This window comes from Peptoniphilus indolicus, assembly GCF_900454665.1.
Classification (GTDB): Bacteria; Bacillota; Clostridia; order Tissierellales; family Peptoniphilaceae; genus Peptoniphilus; species Peptoniphilus indolicus.
Genome location: NZ_UGTH01000001.1, coordinates 785,979 through 806,103, shown reverse-complemented (window position 1 = coordinate 806,103; position 20,125 = coordinate 785,979). Strand labels below are relative to the sequence as shown.

The 20,125-nt window shown below is 32.7% G+C and carries 16 protein-coding genes; 12 read left to right on the top strand and 4 right to left on the bottom strand.

Going from position 1 to position 20,125, the window contains the following annotated elements:
• The first annotated feature begins 34 nt into the window (after window positions 1-34).
• Entirely contained in the window at window positions 35-508 is a 474-nt protein-coding gene (locus DYE58_RS03830) for a YbaK/EbsC family protein (RefSeq protein WP_004823351.1), read from the top strand.
• A 64-nt stretch (window positions 509-572) separates the two neighbouring features.
• Here DYE58_RS03830 and DYE58_RS03825 read toward each other — a convergent pair whose 3' ends face one another.
• The gene (locus tag DYE58_RS03825; protein ID WP_115312028.1) at window positions 573-986 is read right to left on the bottom strand and encodes a helix-turn-helix domain-containing protein; all 414 of its coding nucleotides are present in this window, start codon (window positions 984-986) and stop codon (window positions 573-575) included.
• Between the two features lie 165 nt (window positions 987-1,151).
• On the opposite strand from DYE58_RS03825, the gene DYE58_RS03820 reads away from it, so the two are divergent.
• From DYE58_RS03820 to DYE58_RS03790, 7 genes are all read left to right on the top strand, one after another.
• Window positions 1,152-2,504 (top strand): sodium/glutamate symporter, encoded by a 1,353-nt coding sequence (locus DYE58_RS03820; RefSeq protein ID WP_004820693.1) that lies wholly within the window; start codon window positions 1,152-1,154, stop codon window positions 2,502-2,504.
• Window positions 2,505-2,518: 14 nt separating this feature from the next.
• Complete coding sequence (locus DYE58_RS03815) at window positions 2,519-3,595, top strand: NAD(P)-dependent oxidoreductase (protein ID WP_004820696.1); 1,077 nt, start codon at window positions 2,519-2,521, stop codon at window positions 3,593-3,595.
• A gap of 197 nt (window positions 3,596-3,792) precedes the next feature.
• Complete coding sequence (uvrB, locus tag DYE58_RS03810; protein ID WP_004820698.1) at window positions 3,793-5,775, top strand: excinuclease ABC subunit UvrB; 1,983 nt, start codon at window positions 3,793-3,795, stop codon at window positions 5,773-5,775.
• A gap of 7 nt (window positions 5,776-5,782) precedes the next feature.
• Window positions 5,783-8,596, top strand: coding sequence for an excinuclease ABC subunit UvrA (uvrA, locus tag DYE58_RS03805; RefSeq protein ID WP_004820700.1), 2,814 nt, complete (start codon window positions 5,783-5,785; stop codon window positions 8,594-8,596).
• Between the two features lie 8 nt (window positions 8,597-8,604).
• A complete protein-coding gene (locus tag DYE58_RS03800; RefSeq protein WP_004820702.1) occupies window positions 8,605-9,402 on the top strand; it encodes a L,D-transpeptidase in 798 nt (265 codons plus the stop codon).
• A 72-nt stretch (window positions 9,403-9,474) separates the two neighbouring features.
• Window positions 9,475-10,902 (top strand): aminoacyl-histidine dipeptidase, encoded by a 1,428-nt coding sequence (locus tag DYE58_RS03795; protein WP_004820703.1) that lies wholly within the window; start codon window positions 9,475-9,477, stop codon window positions 10,900-10,902.
• Window positions 10,899-12,215, top strand: coding sequence for a protein adenylyltransferase SelO family protein (locus tag DYE58_RS03790; protein WP_115312027.1), 1,317 nt, complete (start codon window positions 10,899-10,901; stop codon window positions 12,213-12,215). Before DYE58_RS03795 ends, DYE58_RS03790 begins: the two co-directional genes overlap by 4 nt.
• Before the next feature lie 105 nt (window positions 12,216-12,320).
• On the opposite strand, the gene DYE58_RS03785 is transcribed toward DYE58_RS03790, so the two are convergent.
• Together DYE58_RS03785 and DYE58_RS03780 are read right to left on the bottom strand one after the other, a co-directional pair.
• Entirely contained in the window at window positions 12,321-13,304 is a 984-nt protein-coding gene (locus DYE58_RS03785; protein ID WP_004820710.1) for a S66 family peptidase, read from the bottom strand.
• A 197-nt stretch (window positions 13,305-13,501) separates the two neighbouring features.
• Window positions 13,502-15,517 (bottom strand): C69 family dipeptidase, encoded by a 2,016-nt coding sequence (locus tag DYE58_RS03780; RefSeq protein ID WP_115312026.1) that lies wholly within the window; start codon window positions 15,515-15,517, stop codon window positions 13,502-13,504.
• 264 nt (window positions 15,518-15,781) lie between these two features.
• Here DYE58_RS03780 and DYE58_RS03775 point away from each other — a divergent pair, with 264 nt between their 5' ends.
• A complete protein-coding gene (locus tag DYE58_RS03775; RefSeq protein ID WP_004820714.1) occupies window positions 15,782-16,597 on the top strand; it encodes a gamma-glutamyl-gamma-aminobutyrate hydrolase family protein in 816 nt (271 codons plus the stop codon).
• Between the two features lie 170 nt (window positions 16,598-16,767).
• On the opposite strand, the gene tyrS is transcribed toward DYE58_RS03775, so the two are convergent.
• Complete coding sequence (gene tyrS / locus DYE58_RS03770) at window positions 16,768-18,024, bottom strand: tyrosine--tRNA ligase (protein ID WP_115312025.1); 1,257 nt, start codon at window positions 18,022-18,024, stop codon at window positions 16,768-16,770.
• Window positions 18,025-18,410: 386 nt separating this feature from the next.
• On the opposite strand from tyrS, the gene DYE58_RS03765 reads away from it, so the two are divergent.
• Genes DYE58_RS03765 through DYE58_RS03755 form a run of 3 tightly spaced genes read left to right on the top strand, consistent with a single transcriptional unit; the run spans window position 18,411 to window position 20,088 of the window.
• Window positions 18,411-19,412 carry an LTA glycolipid anchor biosynthesis glycosyltransferase, IagA/BgsA family gene (locus tag DYE58_RS03765; RefSeq protein WP_004820717.1) on the top strand — a complete coding sequence of 334 codons (1,002 nt, stop codon included), beginning with the start codon at window positions 18,411-18,413 and terminating at the stop codon, window positions 19,410-19,412.
• Window positions 19,399-19,722 (top strand): holo-ACP synthase, encoded by a 324-nt coding sequence (gene acpS, locus DYE58_RS03760; RefSeq protein ID WP_004820719.1) that lies wholly within the window; start codon window positions 19,399-19,401, stop codon window positions 19,720-19,722. The genes DYE58_RS03765 and acpS overlap by 14 nt, the downstream gene beginning before the upstream one ends.
• Before the next feature lie 15 nt (window positions 19,723-19,737).
• A complete protein-coding gene (locus DYE58_RS03755) occupies window positions 19,738-20,088 on the top strand; it encodes a type II toxin-antitoxin system PemK/MazF family toxin (RefSeq protein ID WP_004820721.1) in 351 nt (116 codons plus the stop codon).
• The last annotated feature ends 37 nt before the right edge of the window (window positions 20,089-20,125 follow it).

The following is a 20,125-nucleotide window of genomic DNA, read 5'->3' as shown; positions in this document are numbered from 1 at the left end:
AAAGTAGAAAATATTTTATGTTAGTAGGGGAATTATGTCTGTAGAAAGTGTAAGAGAAGTATTTAAGAAAGATGGTTTAGAAGATTTAGTTTTACATAGTGATGTAATATCTGACACTGTAGAAAATGCTGCGAGTTTACTTGGCTGTGAACCAAAGCAAATTGCAAAGACAATGTCTTTTGTAATTGGAGATGAAACTGTATTAATAGTTACAAGTGGAGATGCAAAGATAGATAATCCAAAATACAAGGCTAAGTTCAACTCAAAAGCTAAGATGGCTTCTTTCGAAGAGGTTGAAAGATTGACAGGGCACTTGCCTGGTGGAATATGTCCTTTTGGGTTAAAAGACAATGTGAAGGTGTACTTGGACGAATCTTTAAAAAGATTTGACATAGTTTACACCGGTGGGGGAGATGCCCATAATACAGTGAAGGTAAATATAGATCAATTGGAAAAGTATTCTAATTATGTTAAATGGGTTGATGTTTGTAAGAATTGGAAAGAGTAATTGAATTTTTAAATATTGGTGAAGAGGAGCTACTGTTTTATTAGATCAGTAGCTTTTATAATGTTCACATATTTTGATTTTTTTCTAATAAGTATATTTTTAATCCGGCCTGTAATCCATATGTAATAACATTGTTTAAAAAAGATGAATCATTAATTATATTAGTTTCAATATTAAGTTTCTTTAAATTCTCTAATAAAATTTCATGAATAAAAGTTGAAACGGAGTAAGGATCTAAAGAATCATTTAAAGTTATGGAAGAAATATTTATATTTTTATATTCTCTACCTAGCAGGAAATCTAGACTTACATTGAATATGTCAGCTAATTTAATTAAAGTTTCTTTATCGGGGAAGCGCTCTTCTGTCTCATATCTTCCAACTGTAGCTCTAGATACATTCAATTTTTTTGATAAATCTAACTGAGTCATATCAGAACTAATTCTTAAGTTTTTTAATCTAGCGCCAAAAGATAACATACACTAATCATTCCTTAATAATATTTATTAATATACTTAAAATATCATAAAAGTACAAATAAAAATAATAATGAACCAAAATGACGAAATATAATTGACATGTTCCTAAATGGAGCATATAATGAAATTACACAGTACTGTAGTAATAAATAAGGAGATAACTTTATGTCATTATGGGATGTACTTATTGATGCAGGTTTGATGGGATTATTACTATTAGTAGGACAATTTTTAAGAGCAAAAGTAAAATTGTTTCAAAATCTATTGATGCCGGCATCGTTAATAGGAGGATTTATAGGCTTAATTTTAGGACCCGGAGTACTAAATATTTTACCTTTTTCTGATCAGTTAAGTGGTTATGCAGGAATACTTATAGCGGTTGTATTTGCATGTACTCCTATAGGTGATGAACCTATGAGTAAAGAAGATATTAAAGGTGTAGGAGGCTTTTTTTATCAAAATACAGGTATATTGATACTACAATATGCAGCAGGTATGACATTGGCATTGGGAGTATTAAATAAAATTTGGCCAAATTTAAATGATGGTTTTGGTCTATTGATGGCAACGGGATTCTATGGTGGGCATGGTACTGCGGCAGCAGTTGGTGCAGTTTACAAAGACTACGGTTGGCCAGAGTTTTTTGACCTTGGAAATGCTTCGGCTACAGTGGGATTAGTAGGCGGTATAGTTATAGGAATGGCATTGATAAATTGGGGAACTCGTAAGGGCTATACAATTTATGTAAGTTCACCTAAAGAATTACCGGAAGAAATAAGAACGGGTTTAATACCTAAAGATAAACAAAAGAGTGCAGGGAAAATAACAGTATCTAATATGTCTTTAGATCCATTAGTATTTCACTTGGCTATAGCACTATTTGTTACCTTTTTAGGGAAATGGTTTTCTGGTTTTGTAAAAGGATATGTTAGTTGGTTATCAATACCGGTTTTTGTGTCTGCTTTAATTTTTGGATATCTTGCTCAATTTGTTTTGAAAAAAACAGGAGCTGTGGAATATGTTGACAGAGGGACTATGCAAAGGATAAGTAGTTCGGCTACTGATTTATTGGTATTGTCAGCTGTAGCATCTTTGAAGTTAGATGTAATAGCAGCTAATTTCGGACCACTTTTAATAAGCTTTATATTTGGATTAGTTTTAAACATAGTATGGTTTTTATATGTTAGTAAATATACTTCAAGTAGAGCTTGGTTTGAGAGAGGTATTATGAATTACGGAAGGTCTAACGGTGTTATAGCTACAGGAGTATTGTTAAATAGAGTTGTAGACCCGGATCAAAAATCAAGAGGGCTTGAAGATACGGGAATAACGGACTTGTTAAATAGACCTATAGCTATTGCACTGCAGGTATTACCACCACTATTTATTGTTTTAGGTGGGAAATGGCCTCAATACACTACATTAGCAATGTGGGCGGCATTTATAGTTTTGACAGTTTCAGCACTTATTTTTAAATGGTGGACTCCTGGCAAAATGCAAGGAAATCAAAAGAAGTAGTGAGGGAATAAAAAATGAATTATGATATTATGCACTTTGAAGCTTTGGGAAAAGAAGCTGAACATTTAGAAAATATAACAAATGAACTTATAGAAAATGGGAAGCTACCTAAAAATTTTAATTTTTTAATTACTCCTTTGACTATACAAGAATATTTTAAAGATAAAGAAGTAAAAATGCCTGATATAATAACTACAAAAACTCATTCTAAACTTCCAAAAAGATACGTATCAGAAGGAAATAAGAAGAGTGTTATAACTAGAAGTGCCGGATATGACCACTTTGAACATTTACAAAATGAAATAAATTTAACAAGTTTAAGAGAGTATTGTGTGGATGCGGTAGCTCAGACTGCAATTAAGTTTGTGTACTGTGTTTGCGGAAATTTAAATGAATATACTTTAAATACAAGTATATTTGAGAGAAAAAATAGTTCTTCTTTTATGGAATTAAATTTAAATCGAGTAGCAACTGTATATTGGGTAGGGAAAATTGGCAAAAAGATTTATGAAAATTTGAGTTATAATGGACTATCTGTACAGGCTGTAGACATCAGAAGTGAAGAATTGAAATTACTTGAAGAATATAAAGGTTTTAATTTTGTAACTCCGGAAGAAGCAATATTAAATAGCGACATAATTGTAAATGTGATGAATCTTACTAAAGATAGAGGAAGTAGATTTTATAATGAAAATTATTTTAGTGAGGAGTATTTACTAAAAGCTAAAAAACCATTGTATTTTGTAAATGTTACAAGAGGAGAAATAGCTCCCGAATCCACTCTTTTAAAATTATATAAAGAGAAAAAAATAGTGGGGATAGGAGTAGATGTATTCAGCCATGAATCAGAATTGACAAGTTATTTGCAAAATAATGATTTTTCTAAATGTAGTAATGATGATATTATTGCAGCGGGAGAAATAATCAAAAATGGGATTGCCAAAGCTGAGAATTTTTATGTACAACCACATCAAGGCTTCAATTCTGATTTGGCAGCAAAAACAAAAGCCGTTGAAGCAATGAACCATGTAGTATATTGGCTAAATAATAAAGATAAAAAATTTAAGGAACAATTACCGTATTATAAATAAGTTATTAAATCTTAAATATAAACCATCGCTTCTTCTTATGTATGTATTTATAATAAAAATATTTAAGATTTAGTATTTCCCGTGGATTAATTTCCACGGGTTTTTTGATTTGTATATAATCTTATAAAATAAAAAACGATTGTTCGATTGCGTTTACAAAAAACAATTGTTCGGGTATACTTAGGATAGGTGATGTAATGGAATTTAAAATTCATTCAGATTTTAAACCTATGGGAGACCAACCACAGGCTATTGATGGGTTAGTGGAAGGTTTAAACAACAATTTAAAGCATCAGACTTTACTTGGAGTAACTGGTTCGGGAAAGACTTTTACTATGGCTAATATAATTGAGAGGGTACAAAGACCAACTCTTGTAATAGCTCACAACAAGACTTTGGCTTACCAACTTGCAAGTGAATTCAAGGAATTTTTTCCTGAAAATGCTGTAGAATATTTTGTAAGTTACTATGATTATTATCAACCTGAGGCTTATGTGCCTCAAAGTGATACTTTTATTGAAAAAGATTCTTCTATAAATGATGAAATTGATAAATTAAGGCACTCTGCAACTATGAGTTTGTTTGAGAGAAGAGATGTCATTATAGTTGCTTCTGTTTCTTGCATATATGGTTTGGGGGACCCTATAGATTATGAAAATCTGGTAGTGTCTTTAAGACCCGGTATGCTTAAGGACAGAAATGAAATAATGAAAAAATTGGTGGATATTCAATATGTTAGAAATGATGTCAATTTTGTAAGAGGTACATTTAGAGTTAGAGGAGATGTTTTAGAAATATTTCCTGCTTTTTCTTCTGAAAATAGTATAAGGGTTGAGTTTTTCGGGGATGAGATTGATAGGATAACTGAAATGAATGCTCTTACGGGAGAAGTTATAGGATATAGAAAACATATTGCAATATATCCGGCTTCTCACTTTGCAACATCTGAGGAAAAGGTGAAGCGAGCAATTGTAACTATTGAAGAAGAACTTGAGGAAAGGCTTCAAGTTTTAAAGGATCAGGAAAAGCTTTTGGAAGCGCAGAGAATAGAACAGAGAACGAGATATGATTTAGAGATGTTGTCTGAGATGGGTTTTTGCTCGGGAATAGAAAACTATTCAAGACATCTTTCTCAAAGACCGGCTGGCTCTAGGCCATATACTTTGATTGACTATTTTCCTAAGGATTTTTTGACTATAATAGATGAATCCCATGCAACTTTGCCACAGATAAGAGGTATGTTTAATGGGGACAGAGCGAGAAAACAAACTCTTGTAGATTATGGATTCAGATTACCATCGGCACTTGATAATAGACCACTACATTTTAGTGAGTTTGAAGAGCTGATGAATCAAACAATATATGTTTCTGCAACGCCTGGTCCTTATGAGCAGGAGCATGAACAGAATAAAGTTGAACAGATTATAAGACCGACAGGACTGTTGGATCCTGAAATTGAAGTCAGACCAACTAAGAATCAAATTGATGATTTGATTGGAGAGATAAACGACAGAATAGATGCAGGGGAAAGAATTCTCGTGACTACTCTTACTAAAAAGATGGCTGAGGATTTGAGTCGACATCTAAAAGAAATAGGAATGAAAGTAACTTATATGCACTCGGATATAGACACAATCGAGAGAATGGAAATTATAAGGGATTTGAGGCTTGGTGTATATGATGTACTTGTGGGTATAAACTTGTTGCGCGAAGGCTTGGATATACCAGAAGTTTCTTTGGTAATTATTTTGGATGCGGATAAGGAAGGGTTTCTTAGAAGTGAAACTTCTCTTATTCAAACTTCAGGTCGTGCTGCTAGAAATGTCAAAGGTAAGGTAATAATGTATGCTGACACTATTACTAGGTCTATGAAAACAACGCTCGATGAAACTAATCGTCGTAGGGAAATTCAAGACAAGTTTAACAAGGAGCATGGCATAATACCTAAGTCTGTATCAAAGAGTGTAAGGGAAGTAATAGAAGCTACAATAGCTGCAGAAAGTGAAGTCAAGTATGAAGCTGTAGAAAGTTTTTCTAATGAGGAAATACAGGCTATGATAGATGCACTAAAGACCGAAATGTACAAGGCAGCTGAGTCTCTTGATTTTGAAAAGGCAGCAGAAATAAGGGATAAGATTAAAGAATTAAAAGATACAATGGAGAAGATAAAAGATAATTGAGGTGAACATGAGTAGTTCAAATATAGTTATCAAAGGAGCGAGACAACACAATTTAAAAAATGTTGATTTAGAAATTCCGCGAAATAAATTTGTGGTATTTACAGGGCTTTCCGGTTCGGGTAAGTCCTCTCTTGCGTTTGATACAATTTATGCCGAAGGGCAAAGAAGATATGTCGAGAGTTTGTCGAGCTATGCAAGGCAATTTTTGGGGCAAATGGATAAACCTGAAGTGGACTATATAGAGGGAATGAGTCCGTCCATATCTATAGACCAAAAGACCACTAGCAAAAATCCGCGTTCAACTGTGGGAACTGTCACAGAAATTTATGACTACTTAAGACTTTTATATGCGAGGGTTGGACATCCTTTCTGTCCTAAATGTGGCAAGGAGATAACATCCTTTTCAATTGACCAGATGGTTGATAAAGTTTTAGAGCTTGAAGAGAGAACTAAAATACAAATACTATCTCCGGTAATAAGCAGAAGAAAGGGCACGCATAAGCGGAATTTAGATAAATTAAAAAAAGATGGTTTTATTAGAGTTGTGATAGATGGAGAAATGCACGACTTGGATGAAGATATAGAACTTGATAAAAATAAAGTACACGATATTGATGTAGTAATTGACAGATTAATTATAAGAGAGGGAATAGAGTCAAGACTTGCAGAGTCTATGGAGCAAGCTCTATCTCTTTCAGATGGTTTGGTCTATGTGGATATTATAGATGGAGAAAAATTAATATTTTCTTCAAAATTAGCTTGTCCTGAATGTGATATAGTTATTGAAGAGATAACTCCTAGGTCTTTTTCATTTAACACACCAATAGGTGCTTGTGAAGTGTGTAATGGTCTTGGGTTTTCAAAAGAAGTTGATGAAGAGTTAGTTTTGCCTAATAAAGATTTGTCAATAAATCAAGGAGCAATAGCTTGTTATTCAACAGTAGATGGAACTTATTACAATCAGATGATAAAAGCTCTTGCCGAAGCTCACAAATTTAGCTTAGATGAACCCATTAAAAATGCTCCTGAGGAATTTATAGATGAGTTGATGAACGGTTCTGATAGAAAGCTAAAGTTTAAATTCAATTCTCATTTTTCAGGAGATAAACTCTATGTTGGAGAGTTTGAGGGAATTAAAAAGAATTTAAAACGTCGATATATGGAGACTAGTTCAGACGCTCAACTTGGAAGAATAGAAGAGTTTATGAGCGATACACCATGTCCAAAATGTCATGGAGCAAGGCTTAAAGAGTCTTCACTTGCTGTAAAAGTTGGCGGTTTAAATATATTTGAGTTAACAGAACTTTCAATTTCTAATGCAGTTAAATTTTTTAAAGATTTAAAGTTATCTGAAAAAGAAAATATGATAGCAGCTGAAATTTTAAAGGAAATAAATGCAAGACTTGGATTTTTAGAGACTGTTGGGTTAGAATATTTATCACTTTCAAGAATGAGCGGGACTCTTTCTGGTGGAGAATCTCAAAGAATAAGATTGGCGACGCAAATAGGTTCAAAACTTGTTGGTGTTATATATGTCTTAGATGAACCAAGCATTGGTTTACATCAGAGAGATAATGAAAAATTATTAGGAGCACTTCGTGAACTCACAGATGTTGGAAACACTCTAATAGTTGTAGAACATGACGAAGACACTATGAGAATGGCAGACCAGATAGTTGATATAGGGCCTTGCGCCGGAAGGCTTGGTGGGCACATAGTTGCGCAGGGAACACCTGAAGAAGTTATGGCTTGTGAAGAGTCAATTACTGGAGCTTATTTATCTGGACGTAAGAAAATAGAGGTTCCTAAAGAGAGAAGAGAGTACACTGGAAAAGAAATTGAGATAATTGGAGCAGCTGAAAACAATTTAAAGAATATAAATGTGAAAATACCTTTGGGACAATTTGTAGCTATTACAGGAGTGTCCGGAAGTGGAAAGAGTTCACTTATAAATGAAATATTGTTTAAATCTTTAGCTAGCAAGGTCAATCGTTCAAGAATAAAACCTGGAAAGCATAAAGAAATAAAAGGGCTTGAAAATATAGACAAGGTTGTAGATATAGACCAAAGTCCAATAGGAAGAACTCCGCGTTCTAATCCGGTAACTTATACTGGAACTTTTGATATAATAAGAGATATATTTGCAGAAACTACCGAATCTAAAATGAGAGGATATAAAAAAGGAAGATTTTCATTTAACGTTAAAGGTGGTAGATGTGAAGCTTGTAAAGGTGACGGAATAATAAAAGTGGAAATGCACTTCTTACCAGATGTATATGTTCCTTGTGAAGTTTGTAAAGGAAAGAGATATAATCGTGAAACATTGCAAGTAAAATACAAGGGAAAAGATATTTCTGAAGTTCTTGATATGACAGTTGAAGAAGCTATAGATTTCTTTGAAGTACATCCAAGAATCAAGAGAAGACTTGAAACCTTAAGAGATGTTGGGCTTTCTTATATCAAGCTTGGACAACCATCTACTCAACTATCAGGTGGAGAGGCACAGAGAATAAAACTTGCCACTGAACTTTCAAAAGTTGCAACGGGAAGCACTATGTATATACTTGACGAGCCGACAACTGGTCTACATTCAGAGGATGTTAGAAAATTGATTGGGGTTCTAAATGAGTTGGTGGACAGAGGAAATACCGTTGTTGTAATTGAACATAATTTAGATGTGATAAAAACTGCAGATCACATCATCGATTTAGGACCTGAAGGTGGAGATGGCGGAGGAGAAATAATCGCCGAGGGCAGACCTGAAGAAGTTGCAAAAAATCCTAAATCATATACAGGAAAATTTTTAAAACCATTATTATAGAGGGGAAAATGATGAATAAAATTTTAAAAAGGGTTATTTTTAGTTTTGTACTTTGCATTTGTATTTTAAACAGTACTGGAGTTTACGCTAAGTACGTAAGACAAAATACTTTTATGGACAAATCTGGCTACAGAAAAATTGAAGAGATAAAGAGATTTCAATCACTGTCTAATTTGCCAGTAACAGGCAAGTTAGATGCCATGACTAATAAGGTGCTTTACAATCAAAATATGGTGGTTCAAGATGTGATTTTAACGCCACCAACTAATGGAGATTGGATAACAGTAAACACAACTACAAGAGTTTTGACTTATTACCATGGAAAATCTCCTATTTATAAATTTCCTGTGACAGTTGGAGCTTCAGATACTCCAACACCTTCTGCAAAGGCAAAGATTGCAAATATGCATAAAAATCCAGCTTGGGGAGGAATGGGCGGAAAGTATTCTCCAGCTCTACCGGATGACCCCAAAAATCCACTTGGAGAAAGATGGATGGGGCTTAGCATACCTGGTGCAAGTGGATATGGAATACATGGAAATATAAAGCCACATCAATTGGGACAATATGCATCAAACGGATGTATAAGAATGTTTAATTATGACATTGAACAATTTGTATTTCCAAGGGCAACTGTGGGAATGCCAGTTTGGATAGGAACAGCTCAAGAATTAAAGACTTGGGGAGTGGAACAACTTGTATATGAAGCAGCCGATCCAAGTGCAGTAGTTGAACCTAAAGCTCAGCCAAAACAAGATAAGCCTGTAGAAACTGAATATAGAGCGGAAGAATTATTAGTATTTTAATTAGGGTGGCATTGCCACCTTTTTTAATTGTAGATAATTGGGTAAAATTGAATAAGATATAGGAGGTACGTAATGGAAAATTTAAGAAAAAATCCAATTTTTAATTGGTTCTATGAGATAAATCAAATACCAAGAGGCTCAGGAAATGAGGAAGCTATCTCTGAGTTTTTAGTGAATTTTGCTAAAGAGAGAAATTTAGCGGTGAGAAAAGATGAAGCAAACAACGTAATAATAGAAAAACCGGCAACAGAAGGTTATGAAAACTCGAAAAGTGTCATAATACAAGGGCACATGGATATGGTTTGTGTTAAAGAAGATGGCAGTGCTCATGATTTTGAAAAAGATCCGATAGATATGTATATAGACGGAGACTATTTAAAAGCAAGAGGCACAACTTTGGGTGGAGATGATGGAATAGCAGTTGCGTATGCATTAGCAATATTGGATTCTAAAAATTTAGTTCATCCTAAATTAACCGTGCTCATAACCACAGAAGAAGAAACTACTATGGTAGGCGCAATGTCTATAAAAGAAGGAGAAATAGAAGGTGATTATCTATTTAATATAGATTCTGAAGAAGAAAGTATTTTCTTGGTTAGTAGCGCCGGTGGAGCAGAAATTGTAGTAGACTTTGAAAATGAATGGGAAGAAAAGACTACAAAAGCGCTTAAAGTAAGAGTGAGTGGACTTGAAGGCGGACACTCAGGAATGGAAATTGATAAAGATAAGGCCAATGCAAATGTATTGTCTGCAAGAATTTTGAGTAGCTTAAGAAATGAAATGAGAGTAAGACTGGCAACTGTAAAGGGCGGAACAAAACACAATGCGATTGCAAATTCAAATGAGGTTGTGTTGGAAGTTGAAGATATTGAAAGAGCTAAAGAAAGAATAAAATCTTTAGAAGCAGCATTTGCTCACGAATATAAGAATACAGACCCAAATTTAAAAGTAGACATAGAAGAAATTGAAATTAATAGAGTTTTAAGTGAAAAAGTATCAGACAATTTTATAAATTTCGTAGCGTCAATTCCAAATGGAGTGTTTGCATATTCTAAAAATATAAGTGGATTAGTTGAATCTTCATTAAACAATGCGGTAATTGTGCAAGATGAAGAAAAGATAGAATATACTATTTCTGTTCGTTCATCATCTGATTCTAAATTAGAATTTTTGATAGATAAACTTAGAGTAATTGCAAATATGACTGGAGCTAAATTTGCTATAGAAAATGAATATCCAGGTTGGGAATATGAACCTGAAAGCAAATTAAAAGACGTGGCGGAAGAAACTTGGAATAGTATGTATTCACCTAAAGCAACTTTTGAGGCTGTTCATGCAGGTCTTGAGTGTGGGATTTTAAAGAAAATACTTCCTAATACAGAGATGATTTCATTTGGTCCTAATATGTTTGATGTACACTCTCCTAAAGAGAGAATTAGTATCTCTTCAGCTGAAAGAGTATATGATTTCACTCTAAAACTGTTGGAGAATTTAAAATGAATCATGAATATTTAAATGAACTCTCTTCATTATTTTATTCAAGAGTAAAACCTACAGAAAGGCCTAAAGAATATGTAAAGATCAATGAAAAATTACTATCTGAATTGGATTTAAATTTAGATGAAATAGATTATGATAGTGATGAAATTATAGCTATGGCATATAGTGGACATCAATTTGGATATTTTACAAGGCTTGGAGATGGAAGAGCAGCACTTCTTGGAGATATTGATGGATTGGAATTACATTTAAAGGGAAGTGGAAAGACTCCATATTCAAGAGGTGGAGATGGAAAAGCTACTTTGGGCTCTATGGTCAGAGAGTATTTAATTTCAGAGTCAATGTATAATTTAAATGTTCCTACTACTAGAAATTTATTTGTGGCGAAAACAGGAAATGCAGTTATAAGAAATAAAGTTGAAGATGGGGCTGTCAGTTTAAGAATTGCCAAAACTCATGTGAGATTTGGAACATTTGGATATGCAAGTGAGATGGGTAAAGAATCTGTTAAAGAGCTTTTAAATTATGTATCAAATAAATTGTATGACGGGGTAAGCCCATTTGATTTACTCAAAAGAATTTCAGAGCAAGGCGCAAAATTGATGGCAAAGTGGATGTCGGTTGGATTTATACATGGAGTTATGAATACTGACAATATGTCTTTGGCAGTAGAAACAATTGACTATGGGCCGTGTGCTTTTATGGACATATACAATCCAGAAACTGTCTTCAGTTCTATAGATACAATTGGCAGATATAAATATTCCAATCAACCCAAAATATATCAATGGAATCTTGCAAGATTTGCAGAATACATTTTAGATGTATTGTTGGAAGAAGTTACAAAAGAAGAAATTGAAGAAGTGATTTCGAATTTTTCAAAATTGTATGAAGAAGCTTTTGAAAGAGAGTTCTTTAATAAATTGGGGATAGAGAAACCTGAAGAAAATGATCATGAATTGATTTATGAATTATTAAATATAATGTATATGAATAAAATGGATTTCACAAATACATTCTACAAATTGACGATTGGAGAGTATCCGGAAGAGCTTGAAGGGTTTGTAAAAAAATGGGAGCCTAAGTGCACATCAAGAGAATTGATGGAAAATTCAAACCCTGTTGTAATTCCAAGAAATGAGATAGTAGAAAAAGTAATTAAATCAGCTGAAAGTGGAAATTATAAACCTTTTGAAGAAGCCATAAGAGTTTTTAGTGACCCTTATAACTATAAAATTGAAATTGATGAAAAGTATAAAACACCGATGCAAGAAAAAGATATTATAAAATATAAAACTTATTGTGGAACTTAAAAAAGCAGTTTTTATAGCTAAAGCATAACCACTTGTTAAACACGCGGTTATGCTTTAATGATAGGGTTAGAAATCTATTATTTGGTTTAGCGTTTATTCTAGAAATCACCAATTTAATAAAGTTAAAGTTTTTTTGTCTGCATCCAGTGCCACATTAGATCCAATGGGAATTGTATACATAGGGTGAGTGTGGCAACAGTCAAATTCGGCTAGAATTGGAATGTTTAAATTTCCAATGACTTCTTTTAGAACTTCATAGGGTTTCCTGCCTGTTCCTAGGTCATTAAAAAGTTCATGCTTGCCCAAAATTAAACCGCCAATTTTATCAAAAATTCCACTGCATTTTAATAATGAAAAGCTACGCTCTATTGTAGCTATATCTTTTAACGAATCTTCAATCATCAATATGTCTCCATTTTTGATGACAGGCATATATTCTGTATTCCAAATACCTTCCATTGTATTTAAATTTCCACCTATAAGTCTTCCGGTTACTTTACCGCTATTAACTGTAATTAATTCATTATCAATTCCACTTTTGCATCTAGTTTGTTCTTCCCATGGGATATATTCTTCGGTCCATTCGTTAGGCGTTTGCAGTTCTAATGGAAGATTGTTTGATTTAATTAAAACATTTTCAAAGTATTCATACGTTTTGTCAACAAAAGGTGGATATTCACCAAAAGAAGCAACCATAGCGGGACCATAGTAAGTTGGGATATTTGTTTTAGCATATATTGCAAATAATATTGCAGTAACATCAGAATATCCTATAATAATTTTGGGATGGCTTTTAAAATATTCATAATCTATATAAGGTAAAATGGAGTTTGAGTTGTTTCCTCCTATTGTGGAAATGATACATTTAATTTTGGGATCATAGATGAGATTATTTAGTTCATTGGCTCTTTCAACTATACTTCCTGAACGATAAAAGTCACTTTTCCCGGTTAAATTTCCTTCTTTAATAATAAAACCTTTGTCTTCTATAAAATTTTTTGCTCTTTCATAACGTTTTTTAGCAAAAACTGTAGCCGGTGATGAAGGTGAAAAAATTCCTATAGTATCTCCTTTTTTTAGTTTTAACATAGTAATTCCCCCTATAAATTAAAAAAGCTGTAATTTAGATAAAGTGTATTAATTAATATTAAATTTTATAGAATTATAACACTTATTAAATCTCTTGGATAGAAAAATTAAAATATACATAAATTAAATAAAAATGCTATCTTTATCTAATTCAAATCTAAAGATAGCATACTTTATTTTAAATATTATTTAACTTTTCATTTATTATTTAAGTTATAAATAATTTGAGCAACTTCAGCTCTTGTCAAATTATCCTTAGGAGCGAAACTATTATTATCTTTTCCTTTTAATAATTTCATGTTAGAAAGAAGAGTAACAGAATCTTTTGCCCAATCAGAAATGGTTTTTTCATCTGCAAATTTAACTTCTGCTTTTACATTTTTAAGCAAGTCTTTGTCAGCTGACATATTTATATACTTAGCTAAGATTACAGACATTTCTTCACGAGTTAGTTTATCATCAGGTTTAACAAGTCCGTCTTCCTTACCTTTGACTAAATTATTTTCAACTGCCCAGTTCATATAAGCTGTATAGAATTTATCAGCAACTATATCAGTAGCTTTGTTTTCTTTGAATTTTTCTGTATCAACTTTTTCAAGTCTACCTAATATTGTAACGAATTCTGCTCTTGAAATAGTTTGATTAGGAGCGAAGTGTAGTTTATCTATTCCGGACATTGTCTTGTTGGCAATGTTGTTTAAAATAGCTTTGTTTGCCCAGTGATTGTCTATGTCAACTTTTGAAATTTCTGAAAGTTCTTTTTGTAAATCTTGTTCAAGTTTGAATGCATCATTTGAGAAAGAATTAGTTTTTTCTGTGGAATATTTAGCCGCTTCAGCTTTATCTTTGTCATAAAGAGCTAACCATTCTTTTTCTAAGGCTGGCAAATCTTTCATAAATTTATCTTCTAAATCCAGAACTTTTTCTCTTGTAGAAACGCCAAGAGCTTCTCTGTTAGAAGTTACTAAATCATTTACAGAACTTCCTACCCAGTAAAGTGAGTTATCATCATAAGTTGGAGCATTATTTTTATATTGCTCAGTTGTATCATTGATGTCCGGAAAGACTGGAATGTATGGAATGTTAAGTGGACTTCCGGGGGTTAGCCACATAATTCCAGGAGCTTCCTTAGGAAAGTTTTCTTTTATTTGAAATATATGTGATTGCATAGTGTTGATATTGCCGATAGGATATTTATATTCTTTACTATCTTTTAATAATTTTCTATTTTCAGATGCCTTGAAGTCAGTACCTTCAAATCTATTTCTTGTGAAAGCTAAGACATCTTTTATATCAATTTTTTTACTGTCTTTGGAAAGGTCATTCATCAAATTGAATCTTTCAGAATCATATTTAACAGTAGAGTTTGGATCAAGAGAGTGAACACCGGACCACATTCTGGATCTATTGGATTCTCTTAGTTGTTTCGGGTTATATGAAGCGGCTAAATCTATTAGACCATCTTTAGTTTCAGTATAAGTTTTTGCATCTTTAGCAATTTTAACTACATCTTTTGAAGATATAACGTTCTCTTTATCGTTCAAATCAACGCCACCTAACCAAAATGCATTAGGGAATACACTGAACTTATCAGCTGGATATTTTATTGCAACATATTGATGCCCGGAATAAATTTCCATATACCAAACTTCATCGTGGTCTCCAAATACTACTATGTCACCCATAGAAGCTCCTTTTTCGTCAATAGTTTTAGCTAATAGTTCGATAGCGCCTCTTGCAGATTTTGCGTGTGCAAGAATGAATGTAGTCATAGAGGCCTCATTCACTCCATTTTCTATGTAAGGGTCAACAGCTTTTATATCATCAGAATAGTTTGCAGAAACAGTACAGAAAGCACCGAGGCCATATTCATTATAACCTGCTGCATCATATACACCTTTTTCCATCTCTTCAGGTTTTTGTGTGGAGTCAGGAGTGGAGAAGAATTTAAAACTATCTTCAGGGTGAATAAATTCAAAACCATTGTTTGAATCAACAAGTTTGGTTCCCTTTTTGAATTCTCCAGCAGGGTGGACAACTAATCTCTTAGTTCTGTTTCTTTCGTAATCTTCAGTTCTACCATAGATAAAACTACCATCAGTGGTCAAATTTTTTCCTACTATTACACCAGTACACGCGAAAACGTTTTGTGTAGTTCCAAGTAGACAAGTTGACACAAGAGTAACGGCTAACAATTTTTTAAAATTTTTCATAAAACACCTCCTAAATCTGATTATATTGATAGGATTTAATGTTGTCAAATTTTAATATAAACAATTAATAAATTAGTAATATTTAATTCAAAAGAGAATTTTATAATAATTAATTAGTAAAATAAGTTAAAATATTAAATTTAATGTAAATAGATTAAATAATGACTATATACAAAAGAAAGATTGAGAAAACGTTAGCTTAATTATATAATGAAGTTATAAATCAAGAGCTTACATATTTTAACAACGGAAAGGAGACTTTGTATGAAATTAAATTTAAAAAAGATACTGTTGTTGGCAATGGTTTTGAGTTTAAGTTTGTCAATTATGGTTGGATGCTCAAAAAAAGAAGATGAAGTTTTAAAAGCTAAGATAGGTATATCTTGGGCAGCTGATGAAATTGACGAAGACACTCAACTTTACGCAGATGCAGTTAAAAAAGCCGGAGGAGAGCCTATATTTTTAAAACAATTTACAAATGACGAAGAAGCAAAAAAAGCTATTGAAGAAGTAGATGCAGTTATAATTACTGGCGGAGATGATTTGAATCCTGCTCTTTACAATGAAGAACCTCATCCAAATTTAGAGGATATAAATCCGACAAGAGATATTTCAGATGTGGCACTAATCAAAGCTTGTTTAGAAGCTGATAAACATACATTGGCTACTTGTAGAGGTATGCAATTAACCAATATATTATCAGGTGGAACTCTATATCAAGATATAATCACTCAAAGACCAACTGAAATAGTACACAGAGACCCTAATAGAGAAGTATTTGTAAAACATGAAGTTACAATTGTTCCAGATACACTTTTACACAAGATTATTGGACAAGATGGAGCTATAGAAGTAAATTCATGGCACCACCAAGCTATAAAAGATTTAGGTGAAAATTTAGATGTAGTTGCTACAGCAGCTGATGGAACTATCGAAGCAATTGTAAGAAATGACAAAACTTATTTTATTGGTTTCCAATGGCACCCAGAAGATTTAATAATAAATGATAAAGATGAATTTGCATTGAAGATATATCAAGATTTTATTAATCAAGTGAGTCCGGAAAAAGAAACTAAATAATTAGCTGAATAGCTCTTGATTGAACTTGTAAATATGTAGAATAAATTCTATGTGAAAATAAATTGCCCGAAAAATTAATCAGATTTTATTATCTTAAGTTAGATTAAATAAAAATAATTAGAAAAACAATAAACACTCTCCTTAAGTTGAATTAAAGAGAGTGTTTTAAATTATTTTATTCTGATTTGGTGGTAAACTTTTTTACCTTTTTTAATCATCATTCTGCCTTCTTCGTCAAAATTAGCAAGAGTTATAATTGTCTTAGGGTCAGTAACTTTTTCGTCATCAATTGCAATACCGTTTTGTGTAACAAGTCTTCTCGCTTCTGAGTTTGAGCTTGTAAGTCCTGTTTCATTTAGAAGATTTAAAAGTCCTTTACCTTCTTCAAATTCGGATTTGTCATATTCTGTGAAAGGAACATTTTCTAAATCTGCTCCACCACCGAAAAGAGCCTTAGAAGCTTGACGAGCTTCATTTGCAAGTTGTGTTCCGTGTACATCTTTAACAACTTCATAAGCTAGGAGGTCTTTTAATTCATTTAATTGAGAACCTTCATAGCTTTCATATTTTTCAATTTCTTCCATAGGTAGAAGTGTTAGAAGTTTTAAGAATTTTATTACATCTCTGTCATCTGTATTTCTTAGGTATTGATACATTTCATAAGGAGTTGTCTTTTCTGGGTCAAGCCAAATAGCGCCGCTAACTGTCTTGCCCATTTTAATTCCTGATGCAGTAGTCAATAATTTGAATGTCATTGAGTAAACTTTGTCTTCTTCAAGTTTTCTAACAAGTTCGTAACCACCTAACATATTTGACCATTGGTCACTTCCTCCAAGTTGTAATTTACATCCGTGTTCTCTGTAAAGATGTAGGAAGTCATAACTTTGCATCAACATATATCCAAATTCAAAGAATGTAAGTCCACGTTCCATTCTATTTTTATATGCATCAAATGTAAGCATTCTATTTACGCTGAAATGAACTCCAATTTCTCTCATGAAGTTAAGGAAATTTAAATTTAAAAGCCAATCAGCATTGTTTGTAAAGATTGCTTTTTGGATTCCATTTTCAGGGTCTCCTTCAAAATTTATTAATTTGGAAAGTTGTTTTTTAAAACATTCTGCATTGCGGTCGATGTCTTCTTTAGTAAGTAACTTTCTCATATCTGTTTTTCCGGAAGGGTCTCCAATCATAGTAGTACCACCACCAAGAAGGGCGATAGGTCTGTGGCCGAATTTTTGCATGTGTTGCATAACTCTAACTTGTAGGAAGTGTCCCAAAGTTAATGAGTCAGCTGTAGCATCAAATCCTATATAGAAAGTTACACTTTCTTTTCCCAATAATTCTTTTAATTCTTCAGCATAAGTTGCTTGGTCTATAAAACCACGTTGTTCAAGCAAGTCATATACATTAGTTTTGTTTTCCATTTTTCCTCCTAAATTAATTTAAAGTTAATTTAAATTTATATTGACTAGCGAAGATTTAAGTATAAAATATTATTCAAACTATATAAAATAAATTTTATTCTTAAGCTATATAAATTTAGATAATAAAAAAACCACATGCATATAAAAGGACGCTTTCGTGGTACCACCTTTTTTCGCTTGTAGCCTCAATACTGTTTAAGCACAGTTGCCTTGGACTCCGGTATTGTAATTCGGCGCTAAGCTTACTGGGTACCATCTGTCCATATTTACTTGTCTATAAATATAGCTCATATAAAATAAATTGTCAACCCAATAAGCATACATCAATAAAATTAGATGTGCAATAGACTAATGTATGGTAATATATTTATGGAGGGGTTACTGCAATGAATGTACTTTTATATAAAGAAGACTATGATGTTGTAAAGGACTCAGGCGTAGGAAAGGCGATAAAGCATCAGGAAAAAGCCCTTAGTGAAGCAGGGATCAATTACACAACAGATATAAAAGATAATTATGATATAGTACATATTAATACAGTGTTTCCAAAATCGTACATATTTACAAAAAAGTGTAAAAAGAAAGGAATACCTGTAGTTTACCATGCACATTCAACAGAAGAGGATTTTAAAAACTCTTTTATGTTTTCAAACCAACTTGCACCTTTTTTTAAGAAATGGCTTATAAAATGCTACAACAATTCAGATTTAATACTAACACCTACTGAGTATTCTAAGGAATTACTACAAAAGTATAATTTAAAGAGTCCAATTGAAGTTATTTCAAATGGAATTGATTTAAATTTTTGGAAAGCTAAACCATCTGACAGAAGTGTTTTTGATGAACAATATAACACTTTGGGTAAGAAGGTAATAGTTTCAGTGGGGCTATACATAAAGAGAAAAGGCATATTGGATTTTGTTGAACTTGCAAAGAGAATGCCGGAATACGAATTTATTTGGTTCGGATATACTGACCCAAAACTACTACCTCAAGAAGTAAGACAAGCAGTAAACGTAAAACTTCCAAATTTAAAATTTCCAGGTTATGTTTCAAGTGAAGAACTGAGACTCGCATACAGTGCTTCAGACTTATACTTTTTCCCCACATATGAAGAAACAGAAGGTATAGTACTACTTGAAGCGTTAGCTACTGGTACAAATGTCTTGGTTAGGAGTATTGATATTTATAGTAGTTTGAAAGATGGAGAACAGGTGTATAAGGCAAGTTCTGTTGATGAATTTGAGGTTAAAATAAGGGGTATTTTAACTGGAGAGTTGCCAAACATTTCAAAAGCAGGGTATAAATTCGTAGAGGATAAGGACATAATAGAAATAGGTCGTAAGTTAGGTAAGTTATATGAGGAGGCACTAAGTGTTAGGAGTTGACTTAGTAAAGGTAGATAGGATAGAAAAGCTTCTAGAAAAGTTTGGAGATAACTTTTTGAAAAGAATTTTTACAAAAGAGGAGATTGAGTATATACAGAAAAAGCAAAAGAGCAAAAATACAGTTGCGGGGATGTATGCTTCAAAAGAAGCTGTTTCAAAAGCACTCGGTACTGGAATAGGAGAAGTTGGATTTAAAGAAATAGCAATTGAATACAATCCATATCCTAGAGCCAGAGTTGGAGAAAAAGTATTTGAACTTTCTATTTCGCATGACGGAGATTATGCAGTTGCAGTTTGTATGCTCAAGTAAGTTAGAGGAAAAGTTATGAACATTATCAAGAGAGGAGACATTTTTTATGCAGATCTATCTCCGGTTATAGGGTCTGAGCAGGGAGGTGTGAGGCCTGTAGTAATTATACAAAATGATGTAGGGAATAAATATTCTCCAACTACAATAGTTGCTGCAATTACATCTCAGCTTAATAAAGCTAAACTTCCAACTCATGTCAATGTAGATGCAAAAGGAGTGCCGTTGCCGAAAAATTCTGTAATACTTCTTGAGCAGATTAGAACTATTGACAAAAAACGTCTTCGAGAAAAAATAGGAAAGTTTAATGAAGATATTATGAGGGAAATAGATCATGCAATGAGTGTGAGTTTAAACATTCAAAAATAAATACATATTAAAGTGCTTCTCAAGAGAGAGGCCTTTT